Source organism: Serratia ficaria (assembly GCF_900187015.1).
GTDB lineage: Bacteria > Pseudomonadota > Gammaproteobacteria > Enterobacterales > Enterobacteriaceae > Serratia > Serratia ficaria.
The window spans coordinates 1,007,259-1,026,294 of the sequence record NZ_LT906479.1; the positions used below are offsets into that span (position 1 = coordinate 1,007,259).

Below are 19,036 nucleotides of genomic sequence, written 5' to 3' on the forward strand. Positions count from 1 at the left end.
CCCGACGATCGTGAATCTGGCCCGCTTTTGCGGGCCTTTTCGCATTTCTCGTTTAACGGCGCCTACCTTTACACACCTATACCCTCAGAAGATTGAATTCCCTCTCCGTCGCCCCTATAACTGGAAGGGTATGCCGGTAAAAGCCATGCCGTCGGCGCAGGGCGGGCGTATAATCAATTCATCGTTGGCGGCGATCTGACCGCCAGTTTCATCCTAATGGGAAATAGGCGAATAGCGTGCCGAAACGAACTTATGCAATGAGGTATGTTGCAGGCCAGCCGGTTGAGCGAATTTTCCCTGGCGCCATCAATCACCCTTTGCCGCCTGGGGCCGCATTGCCTACGGCCGGCGCCCTGCGGGTGATGGTATGGAATATCTTCAAGCAGCAGCGGGCCGACTGGCTTTCGGTGCTGAAAAGCCACGGTAAGGATGCGCAGCTGGTGCTGCTGCAGGAGGCGCAAACCACCCCGGAGCTGGTGAGCTTCGCCACCGCCAACTATCTGGCGGCCGATCAGGTGCCGGCATTCGCGTTGCCGCAGCACCCTTCCGGCGTAATGACGCTGGCGGCGGCGCATCCGGTATATTGCTGCCCGCTGCGGGAGCGTGAACCTTTGCTGCGGCTGGCCAAATCGGCGCTGATCACCGTTTACCCGCTGTTCAACGGCCAACTGCTGATGGTGGTGAATATCCATGCGGTAAACTTCAGCCTGGGCGTCGACGTGTACAGCAAGCAGCTGGGGCCGATTGGCGAGCAGATCGCCAATCATCAGGGGCCGGTGATCATGGCCGGGGACTTTAACGCCTGGAGCCGCAAACGCATCAATGCGCTGTATGAATTCGCCAGCGACATGGCGCTGCGCGAGGTGAGCTTTACCGACGACCATCGCCGCAAGGCCTTCGGCCGCCCGCTGGACTTTGTGTTCTACCGCAACCTGGGCGTGGCCGAAGCCTCGGTACTGGTGACCAGCGCTTCGGACCATAACCCGCTGCTGGTGGAGTTCCACCCGGAGAAAGACAAGCCGCACTGGTGATCGTCAGTGACTAGTCCTGATATAGGTTGACACTTTTCAGCCTTATAACGCCCGATGAACTTCATCGGGCGTTTTGTATTGTAGCGACAGATGCGGTCGCCGCGTGTTGTAGATTTCCACAGACTGCCTGACCATTTTCCTTGCCTGTCCGATATCTTTCGGTCTGTTGAGCAGGTATTCCATTTTCAGTATCCCGTTTACTCGTTCCGCCAGCGCATTCTGGTAACAGTCATACCCGTCCGTCATCGAACAGATAACGCCATGTCGTTGATGTAACGACTGATATTCCTGTGAGCAGTACTGGATACCCCGGTCTGAGTGATGCACCAGCGGAGCTGCGGTGCGCCTGCCGGCCAGCGCCATTTTGAACGCGCCAGCGACGTGCCGGGCATGCAGGCTGTCATGGACATGATAACCCACGATTTTTCTCGACCACGCATCCGTTACCAGACTCACGTACGCCGTCCCTGTCCGCAGGGGAAGATAAGTAATATCCGCTACCCACACCTGTTCCGGGCGGCTGGCTATCACCTGATTTTCTCCCGCTTTCAACAAGTTGGGATGACGGTAAAAACGATGATGGCTGTTCGTTGTCTTGTGATACGCCCGTTTAGGCATCACCAGTAAACGGGCGCAGCGCAGTATCCGGAACAGGCGGTCTCGCCCCACATGCATGGGGGCTTGCGGCTGTTGTCGCAGCAAGTGGTGCAGCTTACGTGTTCCCAGTCGGGGCTGGTGTAAGCGGATGGCGGTCACCTGCTCCACGATATGATGGGCTTGCTCCTCTCTCCCTCGTTCACGTTGCAAAGACTGATACCACGCCTGTCGGCTGATACCCATCAACCGGCAGGCGCGCGCTACTGTGAGTCGTGGCGCTTGTGTTTGCGCGATAAGGCAGCCAACTGCTTTTTTGTCAGGGAGGCCCCGAACTCGGTATTCATCACTTTCACGACCGCTTCAAAGAACTGGGCTTTGACTTCGGATTCAGCCAGTTGCTGTTCGAGTTCTTTGATTCGTTGTTCGGGAGTCAGAGGTAACTTAGGCATATTGTCTCCGCACAGTCTGGTAGAAGGGGAAGAGCGCCAGTCGAGTTGGCCATATTTACGCAGCCAGTTCATGACGGTATGACTGCCCTGGATACCGTAGCGGTCTTGTGCCTGGCGGTAAGTCATCTCGCCTTTTTCGACCTGTTCGACGACGGCCAATTTAAAGGATAGAGAGTAATCGCGTTGCGTGCGTTTAACATACTGGTTCATCACATTTTCCTCAGTGTGTGAGTAAAATGTGTCAACGCTATTTAGGACGGGTCACAGGCAATAAAAAAGCACCCCGGAGGGTGCTTTTTTATTGCCGGAAATTTAGGTGTCCGGCGTCATTTTGTTGTCGACGAACAGGGTCAGCTTCAGACCGGGCTGCAGGCTGTTGCCTTTGCCGAGCGTCGAGTTCCAACGCATCACGTCGTTAATGTCGACGCCGTGACGACGTGCGATACTGGCCAGCGAGTCACCTTGGCGAACCTGATAGGTGATGCTGCTGTTGCTGCCGGTATTGCTGGCCACCTGCAGGGTTTGCCCAACTTTTAAGGCGCTCTTGGCGCGCAAGTTGTTCCAACTCTGCAAATCGCTGGTCTTGATGTTCAACCGCTTCGCAATGCCCGACAAGGTGTCGCCGGAGCGAACTTTATACGAGCTGCCGCCGGTCAGACCGCTGTTTTTCGCCAACTGGGTGGTTGGCTGAGTCACGGCGATCTGGCCATCGGCCAGCGAGTCTTTCAGCTGATCGGCATTTCCTTTGGGAACCATGATGTAATGGGGCCCGTTGGGTGCCGTAACGCCTTTCTTGTAGCCTGGGTTGTAAGCCTTCATCTTGGTGACCGAAAGCCCAGCCATCTCAGCCGCCTGAGTCAACCGTATTTGCTGCCCGACATCGATACGCGCCAGCGCACGGGTTTCATCCGTCTTCGGAAGATTGACGCCGTACTTCTTGCTGTGTTTGACGATGTCGCTCAGCGCCAGCATTTTCGGGACATAAATCGACGTTTCACGCGGAAGCGACAGTGCCCAGAAATTGGTTGGCTTACCCTGGCGTTTGTTTGCCTTAACCGCTTTCATCACGCGACCTTCACCGCTGTTATAAGCGGCAATGGTCAGTAACCAGTCGCCGTTAAACATACGGTTTAAGTATTGCATCATGTTAAGCGCAGCGGTCGTCGAGGCTACGACATCGCGTCGCCCGTCATACCACTGATTGTTTTTCAAACCATAATTGCGACCCGTCTGCGGCACGATTTGCCATAGCCCTGCGGCGTTGGCACTTGACGTGGCGTGGGGGTCAAAAGCGCTCTCCACTATGGGTAGCAGTACCAGTTCCATCGGCATATTGCGTTTCTTAATCTGCCCGACTATCCAGTACATGTACGGCTCTGCCCGTAATGTTACATCGTGGAGATAGCTCTTATTTTTTAGGTACTTTCTTTTTTGTTCACGGATCCGGGAATTTTCCGGAACCTCCATCTTCAGCTCGTCGCTAATGAAGTTCCACAGGTTCTGCTGTGCGGCCGGGCTATTATTATCTAGCCACCGCGCCGAGCTCGCTCGACCATTCGCTGTGTACTCTCCTGCTTCACTCTCTTGACCTGCCGAAGACAAACTCTGTGCATGCTGTTCTGGAGCCGGCGCGTCCTGCCTGGACGACTGGCACCCCACTAGCAAGACTGAGGCGAGAAATATCGCTTTAGCCTTCATGTGTGTGTCAATATAGTTGCTTAAAAGACGAGCAATCATACTTTGCTTCGTCAAATAACACAACTAAAAGCTCAGAAGTTATCTTTCCGCAGGCGTAATTCGGAAAAAACCGAATGAAGGCTTTTTGGCGGTGAATTAAAGCCTAATTTGTTTTGTAAATCAGTGTCATGGCAGCGTAAGAAAAGGTTAATTTTTCGCTCTAATTGCAGCGTGGTCGGCACGCTGGGTTGGCCTTTTGCCCGTAACGCTTCAACATGTTGTTGATATGTTTCAATCTCTCGATCTTGCGGCAAAATAGCCCGTGCAAACTTAAGATTTGAAAGAGTATATTCATGCGCGCAGCAAATTAAGGTGTTATCGGGAAGTTGCGCGAGTTGTTGAAATGCGTCGTGCATCTGCTGCGCCGTGCCTTCAAATAATCTGCCGCAGCCGGCGGAGAAAATCGTGTCGCCGCAGAACAAATAAGGGGCGCTATAGAATGCCACATGGCCCAGGGTATGCCCGGGAACCGCGATGGTGGCGTATCGGCGGCCGTTAATTTCGAAGGTTTCGCCGTCGCGGACGATATGATTCGCCCCTTTGTCGGCCGTCTCCTGCGGGCCGTATACCGGCAGGCCAGGATACTGCGCCACCATCTGCGCCACGCCGCCGACGTGATCCTGATGATGGTGGGTCAGCAGAATCGCATCCGGCGTCAGCTGCAGGCGCCGCAAAGCGTCGAGCGCCGGCTGCGCCTCGCCCGGATCGACGATCACGCAGTGGCCCCGCCGGTCATCCAATAACCAAATGTAATTGTCCTGGAAGGCGGGAATGCTGATAAGATTCATGTTGTACCTCTCGTTGGCAACGGCTTGAAAGAAGATAATAAATCATGAAACCAGCCCATACTCTACAAAAGCTCACCGGCCCACGGTCATGGGCCGAGCTGCCGTGGGGGGAATACTATCGTGAGGCGCTCGAGCGGCAGTTGCAACCCTGGTGGCCAAAGCTGTTCGGTTTCCACCTGCTGAAGCTCGGCACCCTCAGCGCCGGCCTGGCGACGGACAAGTGCGCCATCTCGCATCAGGTCAACGTGGGCCTGGAGGGCGAGGGGCTGCAGGTGATCGCCGACGCCTATCGGCTGCCGTTCGCCGCCAAGTCGGTCGATGCCTGCCTGTTGGCGCATACGCTGTCCTATGCGGACGATCCGCACCGGCTGCTGCGCGAAGTTGACCGGGTGTTGATCGACGACGGCTGGCTGGTGGTCAGCAGCTTCAATCCGTTCAGCCTGCTGGGGTTGGGCAAGCTGGTGCCCGGGTTGCGCCATCGCCAACCCTACGCCAGCCGCATGTTTACCCAGATGCGGCTGCTGGATTGGCTCAGCCTGCTGAATTACGAGGTGTTGCATCAGGCGCGGTTTCACGTGCTGCCGTGGCACCGTAAGGGCGGCAAGTTTTTGTGTACTCATCTGCCGGCGCTGGGAACCATGAGCGTGATCGTGGCGCGCAAGCGCACTTTGCCGCTGACGCCGACGCCGATGAAGATGGGGGCGAGAAAACCGTCTCTCAGCCGCGCGGTGGGCGCGACCAAGAGTTACCGCAAACTGCCTTAGGCTTCCGGCTTGTAGCCGACGTCTGCCTGGGTCGGATTGCCGGCGGCGTCGCGCGCCAAGACGTCGCAACGTTCGTTCTCCGGGTGGCCGGCGTGGCCCTTGACCCATTCCCATTTGATGGTGTGGCGCTGAATGGCCAGATCGAGACGCTGCCACAGATCGACATTTTTGACCGGCTTCTTGTCGGCGGTTTTCCAGCCGCGCTTTTTCCAGTTGTGGATCCAGCTGGTAATGCCCTGGCGCACATACTGGCTGTCGGTGCTGAGAACCACTTCGCAGGGCGCGGTCAGCGCTTCCAGCGCCACGATCGCCGCCATCAGCTCCATGCGGTTGTTGGTGGTCAGGCGATAGCCCGCGCTGAAGGTTTTTTCAACCTGTTTATAGCGCAAGATTGCGCCGTAACCACCGGGGCCGGGATTGCCGAGGCAGGAGCCGTCGGTGAAAATTTCTACCTGTTTAAGCATCTCTGGTAGACTCTTCCTATCAGTTTTATAAAAGCCAAGTCTGACATAAACGAGCGCTGCGAGCACTGCAATATGATCTCAACCACCACTACCAGACAGATCGTCCTCGATACCGAAACCACCGGTATGAACAAACTCGGGGTGCATTACGAAGGTCACCGCATCATCGAAATCGGTGCGGTGGAAGTGATTAACCGCCGTCTGACCGGGCGTCATTATCACGTTTACGTCAAGCCGGACCGGCTGGTGGACCCGGAAGCCTATGGGGTACACGGCATCAGCGACGAGTTCCTGGCCGACAAGCCGACCTTCGATCAGATAGCCGACGAGTTCCTCGATTTCATCCGCGGCGGCGAGCTGGTGATCCATAACGCGACGTTCGACATCGGCTTTATGGATCACGAATTCCGCATGCTGCAGCAGGGGATCCCGAAGACCGAGACCTTCTGCACCATTACCGACAGCCTGTTGATGGCGCGCCGCCTGTTCCCGGGCAAGCGCAACAACCTCGACGCCCTGTGCGGCCGCTATGAGATAGACAACAGCAAGCGTACGCTGCACGGCGCATTGCTCGATGCCGAGATCCTGGCGGAAGTCTATCTGGCGATGACCGGCGGCCAGACATCGATGGCGTTTCAGATGGAGGGCGACACCCAGCAGACCGACTCCGCCCAGGATATCCAGCGCATCGTTCGCCCGGCGACCGCCATGAAGGTGGTTTACGCCAGCGATGAAGAAGTGCAGGCCCATGAGGCGCGTCTGGATCTGGTGGCGAAAAAGGGCGGCAGCTGCCTGTGGCGCGCGGAAGCGGCCGAATAATCGCTCGCGGCGCGCCGTCGCTGAAAAACTGTGCAAACGGTTCATTTGGTGAGAAAAAGGCGTTGACGGAATTGAGGGGCGTCCGTAATATGCGCCTCGTTCCCCCGCAAGAGGGAATGGCGCGGAGCGGTAGTTCAGTTGGTTAGAATACCTGCCTGTCACGCAGGGGGTCGCGGGTTCGAGCCCCGTCCGTTCCGCCACTATTCAGAAGCCCTGAGTTAGCGATAACTCAGGGCTTCGTCGTTTCTAATCCTTGCTCAATTCGGTTTTGGCGAAGCGCACCGCCTGATTGGCCGCCCATTCGCGGCGGGCGATAATGCGGTAACAGCCGCCGCCCAGCGCCGCCCCGATAAACCAGCTGAAGTTGGCCACCTCATGCAGGCTCGGCGTAAAGCTGATGGCTAACCCGATGGCAACCGACGGCACCAGCGCCCAGATGGCGTTCGGATTGAAGCCGTTCTTGTACCAGTAGCGCCCGCCCGGCGTGGCGTTGTACAGGTCGTCCACGTGCAGTTCGCCGCGTTTGATGACGTAGAAATCCACCAGCAGGATGCCGAACAGCGGCCCGATAAAGGCGGCCAGCACGTCCAGCGTGTAGTGGATCAGCTCCGGCGACTGAAACAGGTTCCACGGCGTCAGCAGGAAAGAGCCGACCGCGGCGATCATGCCGCCGGTGCGGAAGCTGATTTTCTGCGGCGAACAGTTGGAGAAATCGAACGCCGGCGACACGAAGTTGGCCACGATGTTGATGCCGATGGTGGCGACGATCATCGTCAGCAGGCCGAGCGCCACGGCGATGTCGCTGTCGATGCGGGTTACGGTTTCGATCGGATCGGTGATCAGCTGGCCGAACAGCGGCAGGGTGCCGGAGACGATCACCACGGTGACCAGCGAGAACAGCAAATAGTTGAACGGCAGCCCCCAACGGTTGCCGCGCTGCACCTCGGCAAAGCTTTTGCCGTAGCGCGTGAAATCGCCGAAGTTCAGCAGCGGCCCGGAGAAGTAAGAAACCACCAGCGCGGTGGCGGTCAGCATCAGCCAGCCTTGTTCACCGGCGCCAAGATTCTTGCTGGCCAGCGTCAGAGAGAGGTTGGAGAACCCCACCCGATAAACAATCCAGCCCGCCAGCACGAACATCACCACATAGACCGCCGGACCGGCGATATCGATAAAGCGTTTGATCGCCTCCATGCCGTGCCAAAACACCATCGCCTGCAGCAGCCACATGGTGATGTAACATCCCCAGCCGAGCTGCGACAGGCCAAGAAAATGCGGCACGGTCATCGGCTCCAGCGACGGAAAGAACTTCAACAGCGTCAGCATCAGCGCGTTGGACGCCAGGTAAGTTTGTATGCCATACCAGGCAAAGGCGATCATGCCGCGGATCACCGCCGGAATATTGGCGCCGAACACCCCGAATGCCTGGCGGCTCAGCACCGCATAAGGCACGCCGCCCATCTGGCTGGGTTTGGCCACCAGATTGGCGCAGAGCTGCACGATGCAAATCCCCACCAGCAGGCAGATCAGCACCTGCCAGCTCGACAACCCAAGGGCGAAGAAGCTGGCGGCCACCACATAGCCGCCCATGCTGTGCACATCCGACATCCAAAAAGAAAAAATGTTGTACCAGCTCCAGTTCTGGTCGCGCGTCGGCGCCAGATCGTCGTTGCACAGCTTGGGGCTGTAGTTGTCATTGGGGTTTGGCATAAATCGTGCTCCTCTCAAGAACGGGCGCCAGGACGGTTGGCAAAGGTCGTTGACAGGGCTTTTGCAGGATTCAGGCCAAATTTATCTTTTTTGTATACAAAATATCTTGTTCTTGTATACGATTTGATTATCTAAGGGTATACGGAGCAGCAAGATGATCGGCACGACGATCGGCGCCAACGCCGCACAGCATGGGCAATCCGCCGCCTATTTCATTGAGGATCAGGACGATCACATCTATAACTCGCTGGTAAAAGCTATCGTTGAACACCGGCTGCTGCCCGGCAGCAAATTGCCGGAAGAAGCGCTGGCGGAGACCTTCGGCGTCAGCCGCACCGGCATCCGTCGGGTGCTGCAGCGCCTTGCCGCAGTGCAGTTGGTCAGCCAGCTGCCCAAACGTGGTGCACAGGTCGCCAGGCCGGGGGAAGCAGAGGCGATCGATGTGTTCCGGACGCGCAAAATGCTGGAGTGCGCCAACCTGCCGCAGGTGATCGCCCACTGCGGCCCTGAACGGCTGCAGGCGATGGTGGCCATCGTCGAGCAGGAACAGCGGGCGCACCAGGAGCGGGACGGCGCGGCGGCGATCCGGCTGTCCGCCGCGTTTCACGTTCAGCTGCAGGCGATCGCCGGCAACGCGGTGCTGACCGAGCTGGTGTCGCAGCTGACGCTGCGTTCATCGCTGGTGATCGCCGTCTATGGCGCGCCCTGGCAGCAAGGCTGCCGCTGCCACGATCACCGCGATCTGCTGACGCTGTTGCAACAGCGCGACGCCGCGGCGCTGGCGCAGCGGATGGCCGGCCATTTTGACGATATCCTGGCCCATTTGCGCTTTACCCAGGGCGACGACGAATCGCCCGATTTTGCGCGGCTCTTTACGGCGGAAGAAAAGGGGGCGCAATGAGCGGTCGCTGCGTGATCCAGGTGATCAACCCCAATACCAGCCAGGCGATGACGGCCACCATCGGCGCCGCCGCACGCGCCGTGGCCGCGGCGGATACGGAAATCCTGGCGGTGTGTCCGCAGGAGGGCGCGCCGTCCATCGAAGGGCATTTTGACGAGGCGATCGCCGCCGTCGGCGTACTGCAGCAGGTGAAGCTTGGCCGCGAAGCCGGCGTCAGCGGCCATATCATCGCCTGCTTTGGCGATCCGGGGTTGCTGGCGGCGCGGGAGCTGGCGCGCGCGCCGGTCATTGGCATCGCCGAGGCGGCGATGCATACCGCCACGCTGCTGGCGACGCGTTTCTCCATCGTCACCACGCTGCCGCGCACGCTGATCATCGCCCGTCATTTATTGCATCAATACGGTTTCGAACGCCACTGCGCGGCGCTGCACGCCATCGATCTGCCGGTGTTGGCGCTGGAAGACGGCAGCGGGGCGGCGCAGCAAAAGGTGCGTCAGCAATGTCTGCAGGCCAAGCGGCAGGACGGCAGCGGGGCGATCGTGCTCGGCTGCGGCGGCATGGCGGATCTGGCGCGTGAGTTGACGCGCGAGCTGGGGATCCCGGTGATCGACGGCGTCAGCGCGGCGGTCAAAATGATCGAGTCGCTGCATGCGCTGGGGTTGAGCACCAGCAAGCACGGCGATCTGGATTTTCCGTTGGCCAAGCCGCTGTCCGGCAGGTTCGACGGTTTTAATTCGTAATTTTAATGGGAAGCGGCGATGAATCAGTACCAATTTGACAAAGACTACCCGCGCGATCTGATCGGCTACGGCGGCCGCCCGCCGCACGCGGGCTGGCCGGGAGGCGCCCGCATCGCGGTGCAGTTTGTCCTCAACTATGAAGAGGGCGCGGAAAACAACGTGCTGCACGGCGACGCCGGCTCTGAACAGTTTCTTTCCGACATCGTCGGCGCGGCCAGCTATCCGGATCGGCATATGTCGATGGATTCACTGTATGAATATGGCTCGCGCGCCGGCTTCTGGCGGATCCACCAGGAGTTTCAGCGCCGCGCTTTGCCGCTGACGGTGTTTGGCGTCGCCATGGCGCTGGCGCGCAATCCGCAGGTGGTGCAGGCGATCAAAGAGGCCGACTATGACGTGGTGAGCCATGGCTGGCGCTGGATCCATTACCAGCAGATGGATGAGGTTAGCGAACGCCAGCATATGCGGCAGGCGATCGCGACGCTGCGCGAGCTGTTCGGCCAGGCGCCGATCGGCTGGTATACCGGCCGCGACAGCCCGAATACCCGCCGGCTGCTGGTGGAACAAGGCGGCTTTTTATACGACAGCGACTATTACGGCGACGATTTGCCGTTCTGGACCGAGGTACGGTGCGCCACCGGCGAGAGCAGGCCGCATCTGATTGTGCCCTATACGCTGGAAGCCAACGATATGCGCTTTGCGTCGCCGCAGGGCTTCAACACCGGCGAGCAGTTCTTTACCTATCTGAAGGACAGCTTCGACGTCCTGTACGCCGAGGGCGAAACCTCGCCGAAGATGCTGTCGATCGGCATGCATTGCCGCTTGCTGGGGCGCCCCGGCAAGTTTCGCGCGCTGCAGCGCTTCCTGGATTATATTCAGCGGCACGATCGGGTGTGGATATGCCGGCGGCAGGATATCGCCGAGCATTGGGCGGAGCATCATCCGTTCAGCAAATGATAAGGGCCGGCATTGCCGGCCCTTTTGCATAGGATCAGAACAATACCGAATAGTTCAGGCCGAAGGTGCGGCCGCGGCCTTTATAGCTGTACAGCTCAGACGAGCCGTAGGTCGGGCTATACAGGATAGGCGCGCGCTGGCCCCAAACGGTGGTGTATTGCTTGTCCAACAGGTTTTCCACGCTGAAGCTGAGCTTGCCCACCGGCAGGTTGTAGCTGCCGAGGAAGTCGATGGTGTTGTAGCCGTCGATCTTGCGTCCTTGGGTGGAGTTGGCCTTGGTGTAATCGCCGTCGTCCGACACGTCGAAGGTCTGCTGCGACTGCAGGCGCAGGTTCCAGTCGCCCGGCGCCCAACCGACGTAAGCGGTGACTTTCGACGGGCTGGCGGTGTCGACCACCAACTTTTTCCATTCGCCGTTGACCTTGGTCTCGGAGCGAATGAGGTTGAAGTTGGTGCCGGCGCTCCAGTCGCTGTCTTCGAAGAAGTAATCCACCGCGCCTTCCAGCCCGTAGATGCGGCGCTTGTCCGAGTTGACGTTGATGGTCATGTCGGTTTTGTTGATGGAGATGCTTTTGTCGGACAGCGAATAGTAGGCGGCGACCTGCGTGCGCAGGTTGTCGCCGGTGTAGCGCCAGCCGAGCTCGTAGGCGTTGACCTTGATGCCTTCCAGCTTGGAGTCGCCGACGTTGACGCTATTGTTCAGCTGATAGTGGCCGTTGTTCAGCGCATAGGTGCCGTTGCCGTAATACTTGCCCGGATCCGGGATCTCGAAGCCCTGCGAGAAGTTGAACCAGGTTTGCTGGCGCTCGGTCAGGTGCGCCAGCAGGCCGGCGTTGAACAGCGCGTTGTTGTAGTCGGTCTTGCCGCCCGGGATGGCGTCGGCGGAGGTTGCCGCGCCGGTGGCGATGGCTTGCTGCTGGTTGTAGCCGACGAAGTCATCGATCTTGTTTTCGGTGTACTGGTAACGCACGCCGCCGCTCAGGGTGAAGATCGGGTTGATGTCGTAGCTGGCCTGCAGGAACGACGCCAGGTTAGTGGTGGTGTAGCCCGGATAACGCCCGGTGTTGTAGGCGTTTTCCAAATCCATGCCGCCGGATTGCTTCGCCTTCGCCAGATCGAAGAACTGCTGGTTGGCATTGAAGCTCTCATGTTCGGCGTCGATGCCATAGGTCAGCGTCAGGGCGTCGACAGGCTTGCTGTTCAGCGTCAGCTTGCCGCCGTAGAAGTCGGTTTTCTGCTGGGAGGCGCCGATGCTGGTGACGGCATTTCCCGCCGAGTTCAGCGTCGGGAACGGGTAGAAGGTCAGCGACTCGTCGCGATAGTAGACCTGCGCCACCAGATCCTGGCCGAGGAAGTCGGTGTTGGAATATTGCAGGTTGATCAGGTGACGTTCGGTGCCCGGAATGCGGTCGGCGTTCAGGTTGCCGCCGTTGTACGCCCTGGCGTCGCCGGTGACCGCCGAGAAGTCTTTGCCCAGATACAGGCCGTGATCGCCGTCGGACTGGCTCTTGTAATATTGGGTGGTCAGCTGCAGCTGCTGGTGATCGTCGATATTGATGGTGCCGGTGCCCATCACGTCGAGGCGATCGGAATACTGCAGGCCGGTTTGGGTATTGTCGATCAGCACCTCGTTGCCCTTGCCGTCGTACCAGCCACCGTAGCGCTGATAGGAGACCGACAGCCGCCCCGAAGCGTTGTCGTTGCCGCCGCTGACCGCCGCCGCGACGTTTTCGTCGTGGTCGTTGTGGCCGCCGAAGCCGGTTTTGCCGCCGACCAGCAGCTCAACCTGCTGCTCTTTCTGGCCTTTTTTGGTGACGATATTGATCAGGCCGCCGGTGCTGCCGCCGCCGTACAGCGCGGTGGCGCCGGAGATCACCTCGATGTGGTCGATATTGAACGGGTCGATCGAATCCAGCTGGCGGCTGTCGCTGCGTGAGGAGTTCAGGCGCACGCCGTCGATCATCACCATCATCGAACGGCCGCGCAGGTTCATGCCGTAGTTGGTGCGCCCCTGGCCGCTGACGTCCATGCCGGGGATCAGCTGCGCCAGCACGTCCTTGATTTCCTTGCCGCCCTGCACCTGTTGCTCAATCTCCTGGCTCTCGATAACCCAGGTGGTCTGCGCCATTTCAGCGACGGTGCGGTGTGAACGGCTGGCGGAAACCACCACCTGCTCATCATTGTTTTTTTGCTCTTCTGCCCAGGCCGCCGGCGCAAGCATCGCCAGCAGACACGGGTTCAATACCCAAAGGTGTTTGCGTTTCATCGTTATTTTTCCAGTGTTCCCAGGTTGCGTGTGGTTAAAACTCGGTGTAATTGAGCATGACGTGTTCAGCGCGGGCGGGCGTGCCCGCTTGCTGACTGCGCCATTGGATCACCGCCGGGGTGGACGTTAAATCGAACTGGTCGCGTCCTAAAACCCGGTTGAGAATGCGCGCCGAGCGCCAGGCCATCAGGCTGAGCTGGGGTTCGGCAATGCCGTGGCTGTGCATGCCGGCGTTGACGGCGAACAGGCAGTTTTCCTGCGGCCCCTGCCACTCCAGGGTGAAGTCCGGGGCGATGCGGTACTGGTCATCGGCGGTGGTCAGCAGGCGATCGGCCAAAGGCGCCAGGAAAGCCGGCCGATCCTGCTGGTAACCGGTGGCGAAGATCGTCACGTCGGTATCGAAGGTTTCCCGGCCCTGATCGAGATGGTGGTGCGTCACCAGCCGATACCCGTCGCCGTCGGCGTGCATCGCCGCCAGCGAACGGCTTGGCAGCAGGCGCGCCCAGGGCTTTTCTCGCAGCACTTCAAAGCGGTGATACATCGCGCGGTAGATAGCCAGCAGCGACTCGCCGGTAATGCCGTCGGAGGTCATCTTCTGCTCGGTCAGCATGCGCTGCTTGGCGCCGTCGTTGAGGCCGTAGAAGCCGTCGACGTAGTCCGGCGTAAAGTATTCGTTGGCGAAGGCCGCTTCATCCAGCGCGTTGTAGTTGTTGCGGCGCGAGATCCAGTTGAGCTGCGCCGGTTGGCCCCATTCGCCGCGGAAAATGTTCAGGAACAGATCGGCGCCGCTCTGGCCGCCGCCCACCAGGGTAACGCGTTTGCCGGCCAGATCCGGGCTGCGCAGCGCCATTTCGCTGGCGTGGAAGCAGCGGTCGTTTTGTTCGGTAACGCAGTCCGGCAGCTTGATGCGCTTGCCGATGCCGAGGCAGACGTGGCGCGCGCGGTAGACATTGCGCTGGGTGGTGACCACGAACTGGCGCTGCTGGTCGTCAAAATCCACGCTCTGGATGTCCTGGCTGAACTCCAGCGAATTCAGCCCGTTGGCGGCCCAGTCGAGGTAGTCGGCGAACTCTTCGCGCGACACCGTGCGCAGTTCGGTGGTCAGGAAACGGTAGAACTTTTTCCGTTTAACCAGATAGTTGAGGAAGCTGTACGGGTTGGTCGGCGACACCGCGCTCACCAGATCCTTCAGGAAGCTGGTTTGCATGTGGCAATCCGGCACCATCATGCCGGGATGCCAGGAAAAGTGCGGTTTGCGCTCAAGGAATTTACTGTTAAAACCGTTCACTTCGCTGCCAAGCGCGGCGATGCTGAGGTTGAACGGGCCGATGCCGATGCCGATGAAATCCAGAGGCTGATTCATTGGGCAAGCTCCTTGGTGACCAGATAGAGAGGGTTATCGAGATCCTGCAGGTAGTTGGGCAACATGCGGCTGCCGCCGTCCTGCTCTGAATAAGTGAGTTTGACCGGGTTAAGCACCACGCGAATAATCTGCGGCTTGAACAGGTCGAACAGCGCGAAGCGATCCGCCATTGCCGGATGCCGCGCCATATAACCTTGCAGCACCTGCGCCAGCAGCTGATAGAAACGCGCTTCGCTCACCCCGCAGGACGCCATCAGCGGTGAGATGAAGCGCAGCACGGTAACGAAGTGGCCGGTCTGCAGATCGTGGATCAGGTAGTCGGCGGAAAGGCGCACGGTAACGTCCTTCACCCCCTGCGGCAGCGAGGCCGCTTCGGGGAAGTCCCGATCCACCAGGCGCATGTCGCCCTGGAAATCCTTCAGCAACACGCGCTGCGGCACATGATCCTTCATCACCAGCGTGATGTTCTGGCCGTGGGCGATCAGCGCCACGCCGTAACGGCACATCAGGTGGTACATCGGCAGCACCACCGCGCTGAACATCTGTTGCAGCCAGGCTTCGGCGCTCAGGCCGGAGCGAGCGATATAGGCGGCGATCAGCGGCTCGCCGTGGTTGTCGGTTTCCATCAGCGTCGCCATCAAGATGGCGTGTTCGCCCTCCTGCAGGTAACAGGACGGATTCTCGCGCCAGATCACCCCAAGCATTTCCTGATAGCGATACGGCGCTTTGGCCAGCGAGGCGTAGGTTGGGTGAGTCATGTAACCCGCCGCCGGTTCGCCGAGGATCTCGGCGCCGCTGGCGCGCAGGGTCGGGTCCTCGGCGAAGATGTCCTGCAGCCAGCGCGAGGCGGCCGGGCCGGCGCTGATGTACTTGCCCGGAATGCCGCGGTAGCACGAGGTGTTGTAAATGGTCAGCGGCAGCTTGATGTCGAACGCCGAACGGCGGCTGACGTTGGTCAGGGTGCGCAGCGATTGCTGCGCCAGGTAATGGTCGCCGAATTCGCCCAGTTCGATCAGCTCGCCCGCGGCCAGCTGCGGCAGGAAATGCAGCGCAATTTTTTGCTGCCATTGCCAGGGGTGCAGCGGCACCGGGATCCAGTCGTCGCTCAGCTTCAGCTCGCGCCAGCGGCGGTCGAAGCGTTGGCGTTCGCCCTGATCCATGGCGCTGTCGAGCAGGCTGTCCAGCGGGAATTGCGCGTCGGCGCACCAAACGAAGCCGTCGCGTTTGGCCGCGATCCAGTGCAGGCGGAACTGGCCCTGATACTCTGGCGCATACTGCTGCAGCGCGTTCAGGCCCCAGCCGCGACGGCCCTTGTTGAAAATGAACTTCGGGTGGCCGGCCAGCAGGCATTGCAGCGCGTCGGCATCGAGGGCGATCAGATCCTGCGCGCTCATGCCGTGGCGTGCGGCCAGCAGCTGCATGTCGCCGCGCAGCGTGGCGTACAGATCCTCCAGATGTTCGGCTATCTGCGCATCGTCCATTTTCAGCACCTGCGCCAGCTGACGCAGCGTTTGGTCGGCGGCCAGCGGCAACCGATCGCAGCTCAGCGTGGCGGGGTCGATGTGCAGCCAGCCCCAGATGCCGCGGGTGGCGCTGAAGCCGTAGCTGGCGTCGCCCAGGGCGATGCGCCATTTTCCGTCGTGCGATTCCGCCTGCAGCGTGCGTTCGTATTCCAGTTCGGCCAGCATCTTGGCGATCATCTGGCGGTTGACGCGCTGCCAGTCGGCGTAGTCATGAGCGATCATACCGACGCCTCCCGAAAGAACGCATCGCGTTGGTTGAGGATCAGGCGCGAACGTTTGTGCGGGAAGTCGAACTCCTTCACCCTGTGATAGCCGGCGGCCGGCAGGTGGCGGAACAGCCGCTGGTTATCGGCGCGCGGCTCGGCGAGCACCCGGGTGGTGCGCGGTTCGTCCAGATACAGATAATGGGTCAGGCCGCGCAGCCAGCTGCGGATGTATTGCGCGCCGCGGCGGTCCTCTTCGCCCACCAGCATATGCAGCCCGCGATCGAACGGCTGCCAGCGGTAGTGGCGGCCGATGCGGTCTTCCGGCGCCCAGTAGACCTCGAAGTAACCGAACGGGCGATCGTCGAAACAGCCGAGCAGCGGATAACAGTAGCTGGAGTCCAGCTGGCGCCGCAGATAGGCGGCCTGCGCCTCGAGCGGGCCGCTCATTTCCCAGAAGGCATCGACGCGCGGCGAATTCATCCAGCGGGTGAACTGTTCGGCGTCGCGTTCGACCTCCGGCAGGCGGAAACTCAGGGTGTGTTTGAGCTGCGGATCGTAACGGCGGTAAACCTCGCCGTTCGGCCGCGCCGGGCGCTGCGGGAACCAGATCTGGCGTTCGGCGTCATAGTGCATCTGGCCGGAGGCGCGGTTGCGTTCGCCGCTCAGCCACAGCGGCAGCTGGTAGAAAACTTCGCGCGCCAGGTAGTCGCCGCTGGCCAGGGCGAACAGCGCCTGAGCCTGGGGTTCTTCCCGCCATTCGGCGTAGGGCAGCGCCACGCCGCTGAGCTGCGGCGCGGCGACCAGCAATTGATCCAGCGCCTGCACCAGCCAGCCCTGCGGCAGGGCGCCCGGGTAATGCAGCACGGCGCTGCCGTCCAGGCCGAGGCCCAGCTGCAGATCCCGTTCCAGCCGTTCGCAGCGGAAAGCGCTGCCGGCATGCGTCAGTTTGGCGGACGGCGTCATTGGGCGGCCCCCGTAAACAGTGGGTTGACGAAATCGAAGTAGATCACCGCCGGATCGACGATGGTGTTCTCGTTATGATCGTGCAGGTAACAGAAGAAGTTGCCTTTACAGTTCCAGTGCGGGCTGTCGAGCACGTAGTCCAGGCACAGGGTATTCCTGGCGGTGGCGCGCAGGCCGCCAAGCGCGTCGCGCACCCGGGCCATCAAGGATCCTTCGCTGTCGAAGCCGGCGGCTGCCAGCGCGGCGGTGACCGCCAGGCTGGAGTTCACCAGCAAATAATAAGGGAAGTAGCGCAGCAGTTGCTGCTCGCTGAAGCGGTTTTCCGCCTCGGCTTCGCCGATCTCCTCCAGCCAGGGGGCGGCGTCGCGGGTGAAGCCGCTGCCCTGGCAGTCGCGGTACAGCATGCCGACCGGCAGATCCTGCTGCATCTCCACCAGAATGTTTTGCTGGTGCGCCAGCAGCACCAGGCCGTAGTCGGCTTCGGCGCTGAACAGCGGCAGCAGCACCTGTTGGCAGTAAGCGTCCAGCCAGCAGTGCGCCGCCTGGCGCAGCGGCAGGTTCAGGCGGGCGGCCAGGCGGCGCACCGCGGCGGCCAGCAGGCTGTCGCCGCCGTCCGGCGCGGCCTGAGTCAGGGTCACCAGCACGTTGGTCTGGCTTTCCGGCTGTTCGAACAGCAGGTTGTCGCGCAGCGCCATCAGGCTCTCTTCCTGAATGACGCCCTCGACGGAGCGCAGGCCGGCCCAGCCGTCTTCCTGCATCACGCGGAAGGTCGGGTAGCGCGCCTGCAGCCGTTGCCAGCGCGGGGTTTGCGCCAGGCGAGCCAGGCGGATGCCGCGCTTCACTTCCTTGACCGACAGGGTGCGCACCGAGTTGGTCAGGCGCACGCTGAGGGAAAATTTAATCATGTCGCGGTTGCCGGCGCTGTACAGCGAGCGGGACGAACTGGTCGGCAGCCAGCGTTCGCCGGCCTCGCCCAGATCGCGCAGCAGATGCTGGCTAACCAGCTCCCGGCACCAGCGCTGGCTCAGCAGATGGTCGGCCTGCCAGGGGTGCATCGGCAGCAGCCAGACATCGTCGGTGAAGTGCGTCAGCAACTGCGGCGCGCTCTCGGCGGCGAAGCGCTGCAGGCGCTGCTGCAGCGTCAGGTTCAGGCTTTCGCCGCACAGGAAGCGGTGGTCGACGGCGAACCAGCGCAGCGGGAACCGGGCGGCGAAGTCCGGCAGGTAACGGTGCGCCTGGCGTTCGTCGAAGGGTTCGTGGGATTTGGGCGCCGGATGGAAGGCGTGGCCCACCAACAGCCCCTGTTCCGCCTGGGCGAAATTCAATGGCCGGTCGCGCAGCGCCGGCCAGTCGAGACGGACCGCGATCGCCCGTTGGGTATTATCATGACTTTCCAGCACCCGCTGGCGGAAACGTTCGACCGCCTCGGCGGGCAATTCGCCTTTCACCGCCGGCTTTTCCAGCAGCAGGCTCACCAGCCGTTCGACGCTCAGCGCTTCGCCGGCGCCGTCATCCTGCCGATGCAGGCGGGCGGGGAACAGGTATTGGTGATGCTGGGTTGGCGAAATATGGCGTAAAGCGATGCGAATGGCTTGGGTCGGTGAAAGAGGAATGTGAAGCTGCGGATGTTGTCGATGATCGGTGGCCGGAACGATTTGCCAGTCCCGGGTTTCACGCATTAATGCGTTCAAAAAGCACTGCGCAGCCACGTCTGTTGCCGCGGTTTCAAACTGGATTGTCATGATCCCATTTCACTGTTGA

General features: G+C 60.5%; 15 protein-coding genes, 1 tRNA gene and 1 pseudogene. 7 read left to right on the forward strand and 10 right to left on the reverse strand.

What is annotated here, in order from left to right:
- Positions 1-257: 257 nt before the first annotated feature.
- Positions 258-1,031, forward strand: coding sequence for an endonuclease/exonuclease/phosphatase family protein (locus CKW09_RS04675; protein WP_061796027.1), 774 nt, complete (start codon positions 258-260; stop codon positions 1,029-1,031).
- Positions 1,032-1,041: 10 nt separating this feature from the next.
- On the opposite strand, the pseudogene CKW09_RS04680 reads toward CKW09_RS04675, so the two are convergent.
- The 3 genes and pseudogenes from CKW09_RS04680 to gloB form a co-directional block, all read right to left on the reverse strand.
- Positions 1,042-2,287 (reverse strand): annotated as a pseudogene (locus CKW09_RS04680) (IS3 family transposase).
- A 102-nt stretch (positions 2,288-2,389) separates the two neighbouring features.
- Positions 2,390-3,775, reverse strand: a complete 1,386-nt coding sequence (mltD, locus tag CKW09_RS04685) for a murein transglycosylase D (RefSeq protein WP_174524347.1) — start codon at positions 3,773-3,775, stop codon at positions 2,390-2,392.
- 71 nt (positions 3,776-3,846) lie between these two features.
- The gene (gene gloB, locus CKW09_RS04690) at positions 3,847-4,602 is read right to left on the reverse strand and encodes a hydroxyacylglutathione hydrolase (protein ID WP_095095845.1); all 756 of its coding nucleotides are present in this window, start codon (positions 4,600-4,602) and stop codon (positions 3,847-3,849) included.
- 44 nt (positions 4,603-4,646) lie between these two features.
- On the opposite strand from gloB, the gene CKW09_RS04695 reads away from it, so the two are divergent.
- Positions 4,647-5,366: a class I SAM-dependent methyltransferase gene (locus CKW09_RS04695; RefSeq protein ID WP_061796031.1), complete on the forward strand. Its 720-nt coding sequence runs from the start codon at positions 4,647-4,649 to the stop codon at positions 5,364-5,366.
- Here the strand turns inward: CKW09_RS04695 and rnhA are convergent.
- Positions 5,363-5,830 (reverse strand): ribonuclease HI, encoded by a 468-nt coding sequence (gene rnhA / locus CKW09_RS04700; RefSeq protein ID WP_061796033.1) that lies wholly within the window; start codon positions 5,828-5,830, stop codon positions 5,363-5,365. The two genes, CKW09_RS04695 and rnhA, sit on opposite strands and share 4 nt — an antisense overlap.
- Before the next feature lie 75 nt (positions 5,831-5,905).
- Here rnhA and dnaQ point away from each other — a divergent pair, with 75 nt between their 5' ends.
- Positions 5,906-6,649, forward strand: coding sequence for a DNA polymerase III subunit epsilon (gene dnaQ, locus CKW09_RS04705; protein ID WP_095100014.1), 744 nt, complete (start codon positions 5,906-5,908; stop codon positions 6,647-6,649).
- Between the two features lie 123 nt (positions 6,650-6,772).
- Positions 6,773-6,849: transfer RNA gene (locus CKW09_RS04710), tRNA-Asp, on the forward strand.
- A gap of 46 nt (positions 6,850-6,895) precedes the next feature.
- On the opposite strand, the gene CKW09_RS04715 is transcribed toward CKW09_RS04710, so the two are convergent.
- Entirely contained in the window at positions 6,896-8,356 is a 1,461-nt protein-coding gene (locus tag CKW09_RS04715) for an NCS1 family nucleobase:cation symporter-1 (RefSeq protein WP_061796036.1), read from the reverse strand.
- A 154-nt stretch (positions 8,357-8,510) separates the two neighbouring features.
- Between CKW09_RS04715 and CKW09_RS04720 the strand changes: the two genes are divergently transcribed.
- Genes CKW09_RS04720 through puuE form a run of 3 tightly spaced genes read left to right on the forward strand, consistent with a single transcriptional unit; the run spans position 8,511 to position 10,954 of the window.
- On the forward strand, positions 8,511-9,257 hold the full coding sequence (locus CKW09_RS04720; protein ID WP_095095848.1) for a GntR family transcriptional regulator: 747 nt from the start codon (positions 8,511-8,513) through the stop codon (positions 9,255-9,257).
- Entirely contained in the window at positions 9,254-9,997 is a 744-nt protein-coding gene (hpxA, locus tag CKW09_RS04725) for an allantoin racemase (RefSeq protein WP_061796040.1), read from the forward strand. The genes CKW09_RS04720 and hpxA overlap by 4 nt, the downstream gene beginning before the upstream one ends.
- Before the next feature lie 18 nt (positions 9,998-10,015).
- Positions 10,016-10,954 (forward strand): allantoinase PuuE, encoded by a 939-nt coding sequence (gene puuE / locus CKW09_RS04730; RefSeq protein WP_095095851.1) that lies wholly within the window; start codon positions 10,016-10,018, stop codon positions 10,952-10,954.
- Between the two features lie 34 nt (positions 10,955-10,988).
- Here the strand turns inward: puuE and CKW09_RS04735 are convergent, their stop codons facing one another.
- Genes CKW09_RS04735 through CKW09_RS04755 form a run of 5 tightly spaced genes read right to left on the reverse strand, consistent with a single transcriptional unit; the run spans position 10,989 to position 19,017 of the window.
- A complete protein-coding gene (locus tag CKW09_RS04735; RefSeq protein WP_095095854.1) occupies positions 10,989-13,220 on the reverse strand; it encodes a TonB-dependent siderophore receptor in 2,232 nt (743 codons plus the stop codon).
- A gap of 34 nt (positions 13,221-13,254) precedes the next feature.
- Positions 13,255-14,583: a lysine N(6)-hydroxylase/L-ornithine N(5)-oxygenase family protein gene (locus tag CKW09_RS04740; protein WP_061796045.1), complete on the reverse strand. Its 1,329-nt coding sequence runs from the start codon at positions 14,581-14,583 to the stop codon at positions 13,255-13,257.
- A complete protein-coding gene (gene iucC, locus CKW09_RS04745; RefSeq protein WP_061796046.1) occupies positions 14,580-16,328 on the reverse strand; it encodes an IucA/IucC family protein in 1,749 nt (582 codons plus the stop codon). Before iucC ends, CKW09_RS04740 begins: the two co-directional genes overlap by 4 nt.
- On the reverse strand, positions 16,325-17,275 hold the full coding sequence (locus CKW09_RS04750; RefSeq protein WP_095095857.1) for a GNAT family N-acetyltransferase: 951 nt from the start codon (positions 17,273-17,275) through the stop codon (positions 16,325-16,327). The genes iucC and CKW09_RS04750 overlap by 4 nt, the downstream gene beginning before the upstream one ends.
- On the reverse strand, positions 17,272-19,017 hold the full coding sequence (locus tag CKW09_RS04755) for an IucA/IucC family protein (protein WP_095095860.1): 1,746 nt from the start codon (positions 19,015-19,017) through the stop codon (positions 17,272-17,274). The genes CKW09_RS04750 and CKW09_RS04755 overlap by 4 nt, the downstream gene beginning before the upstream one ends.
- Positions 19,018-19,036 lie beyond the last annotated feature (19 nt).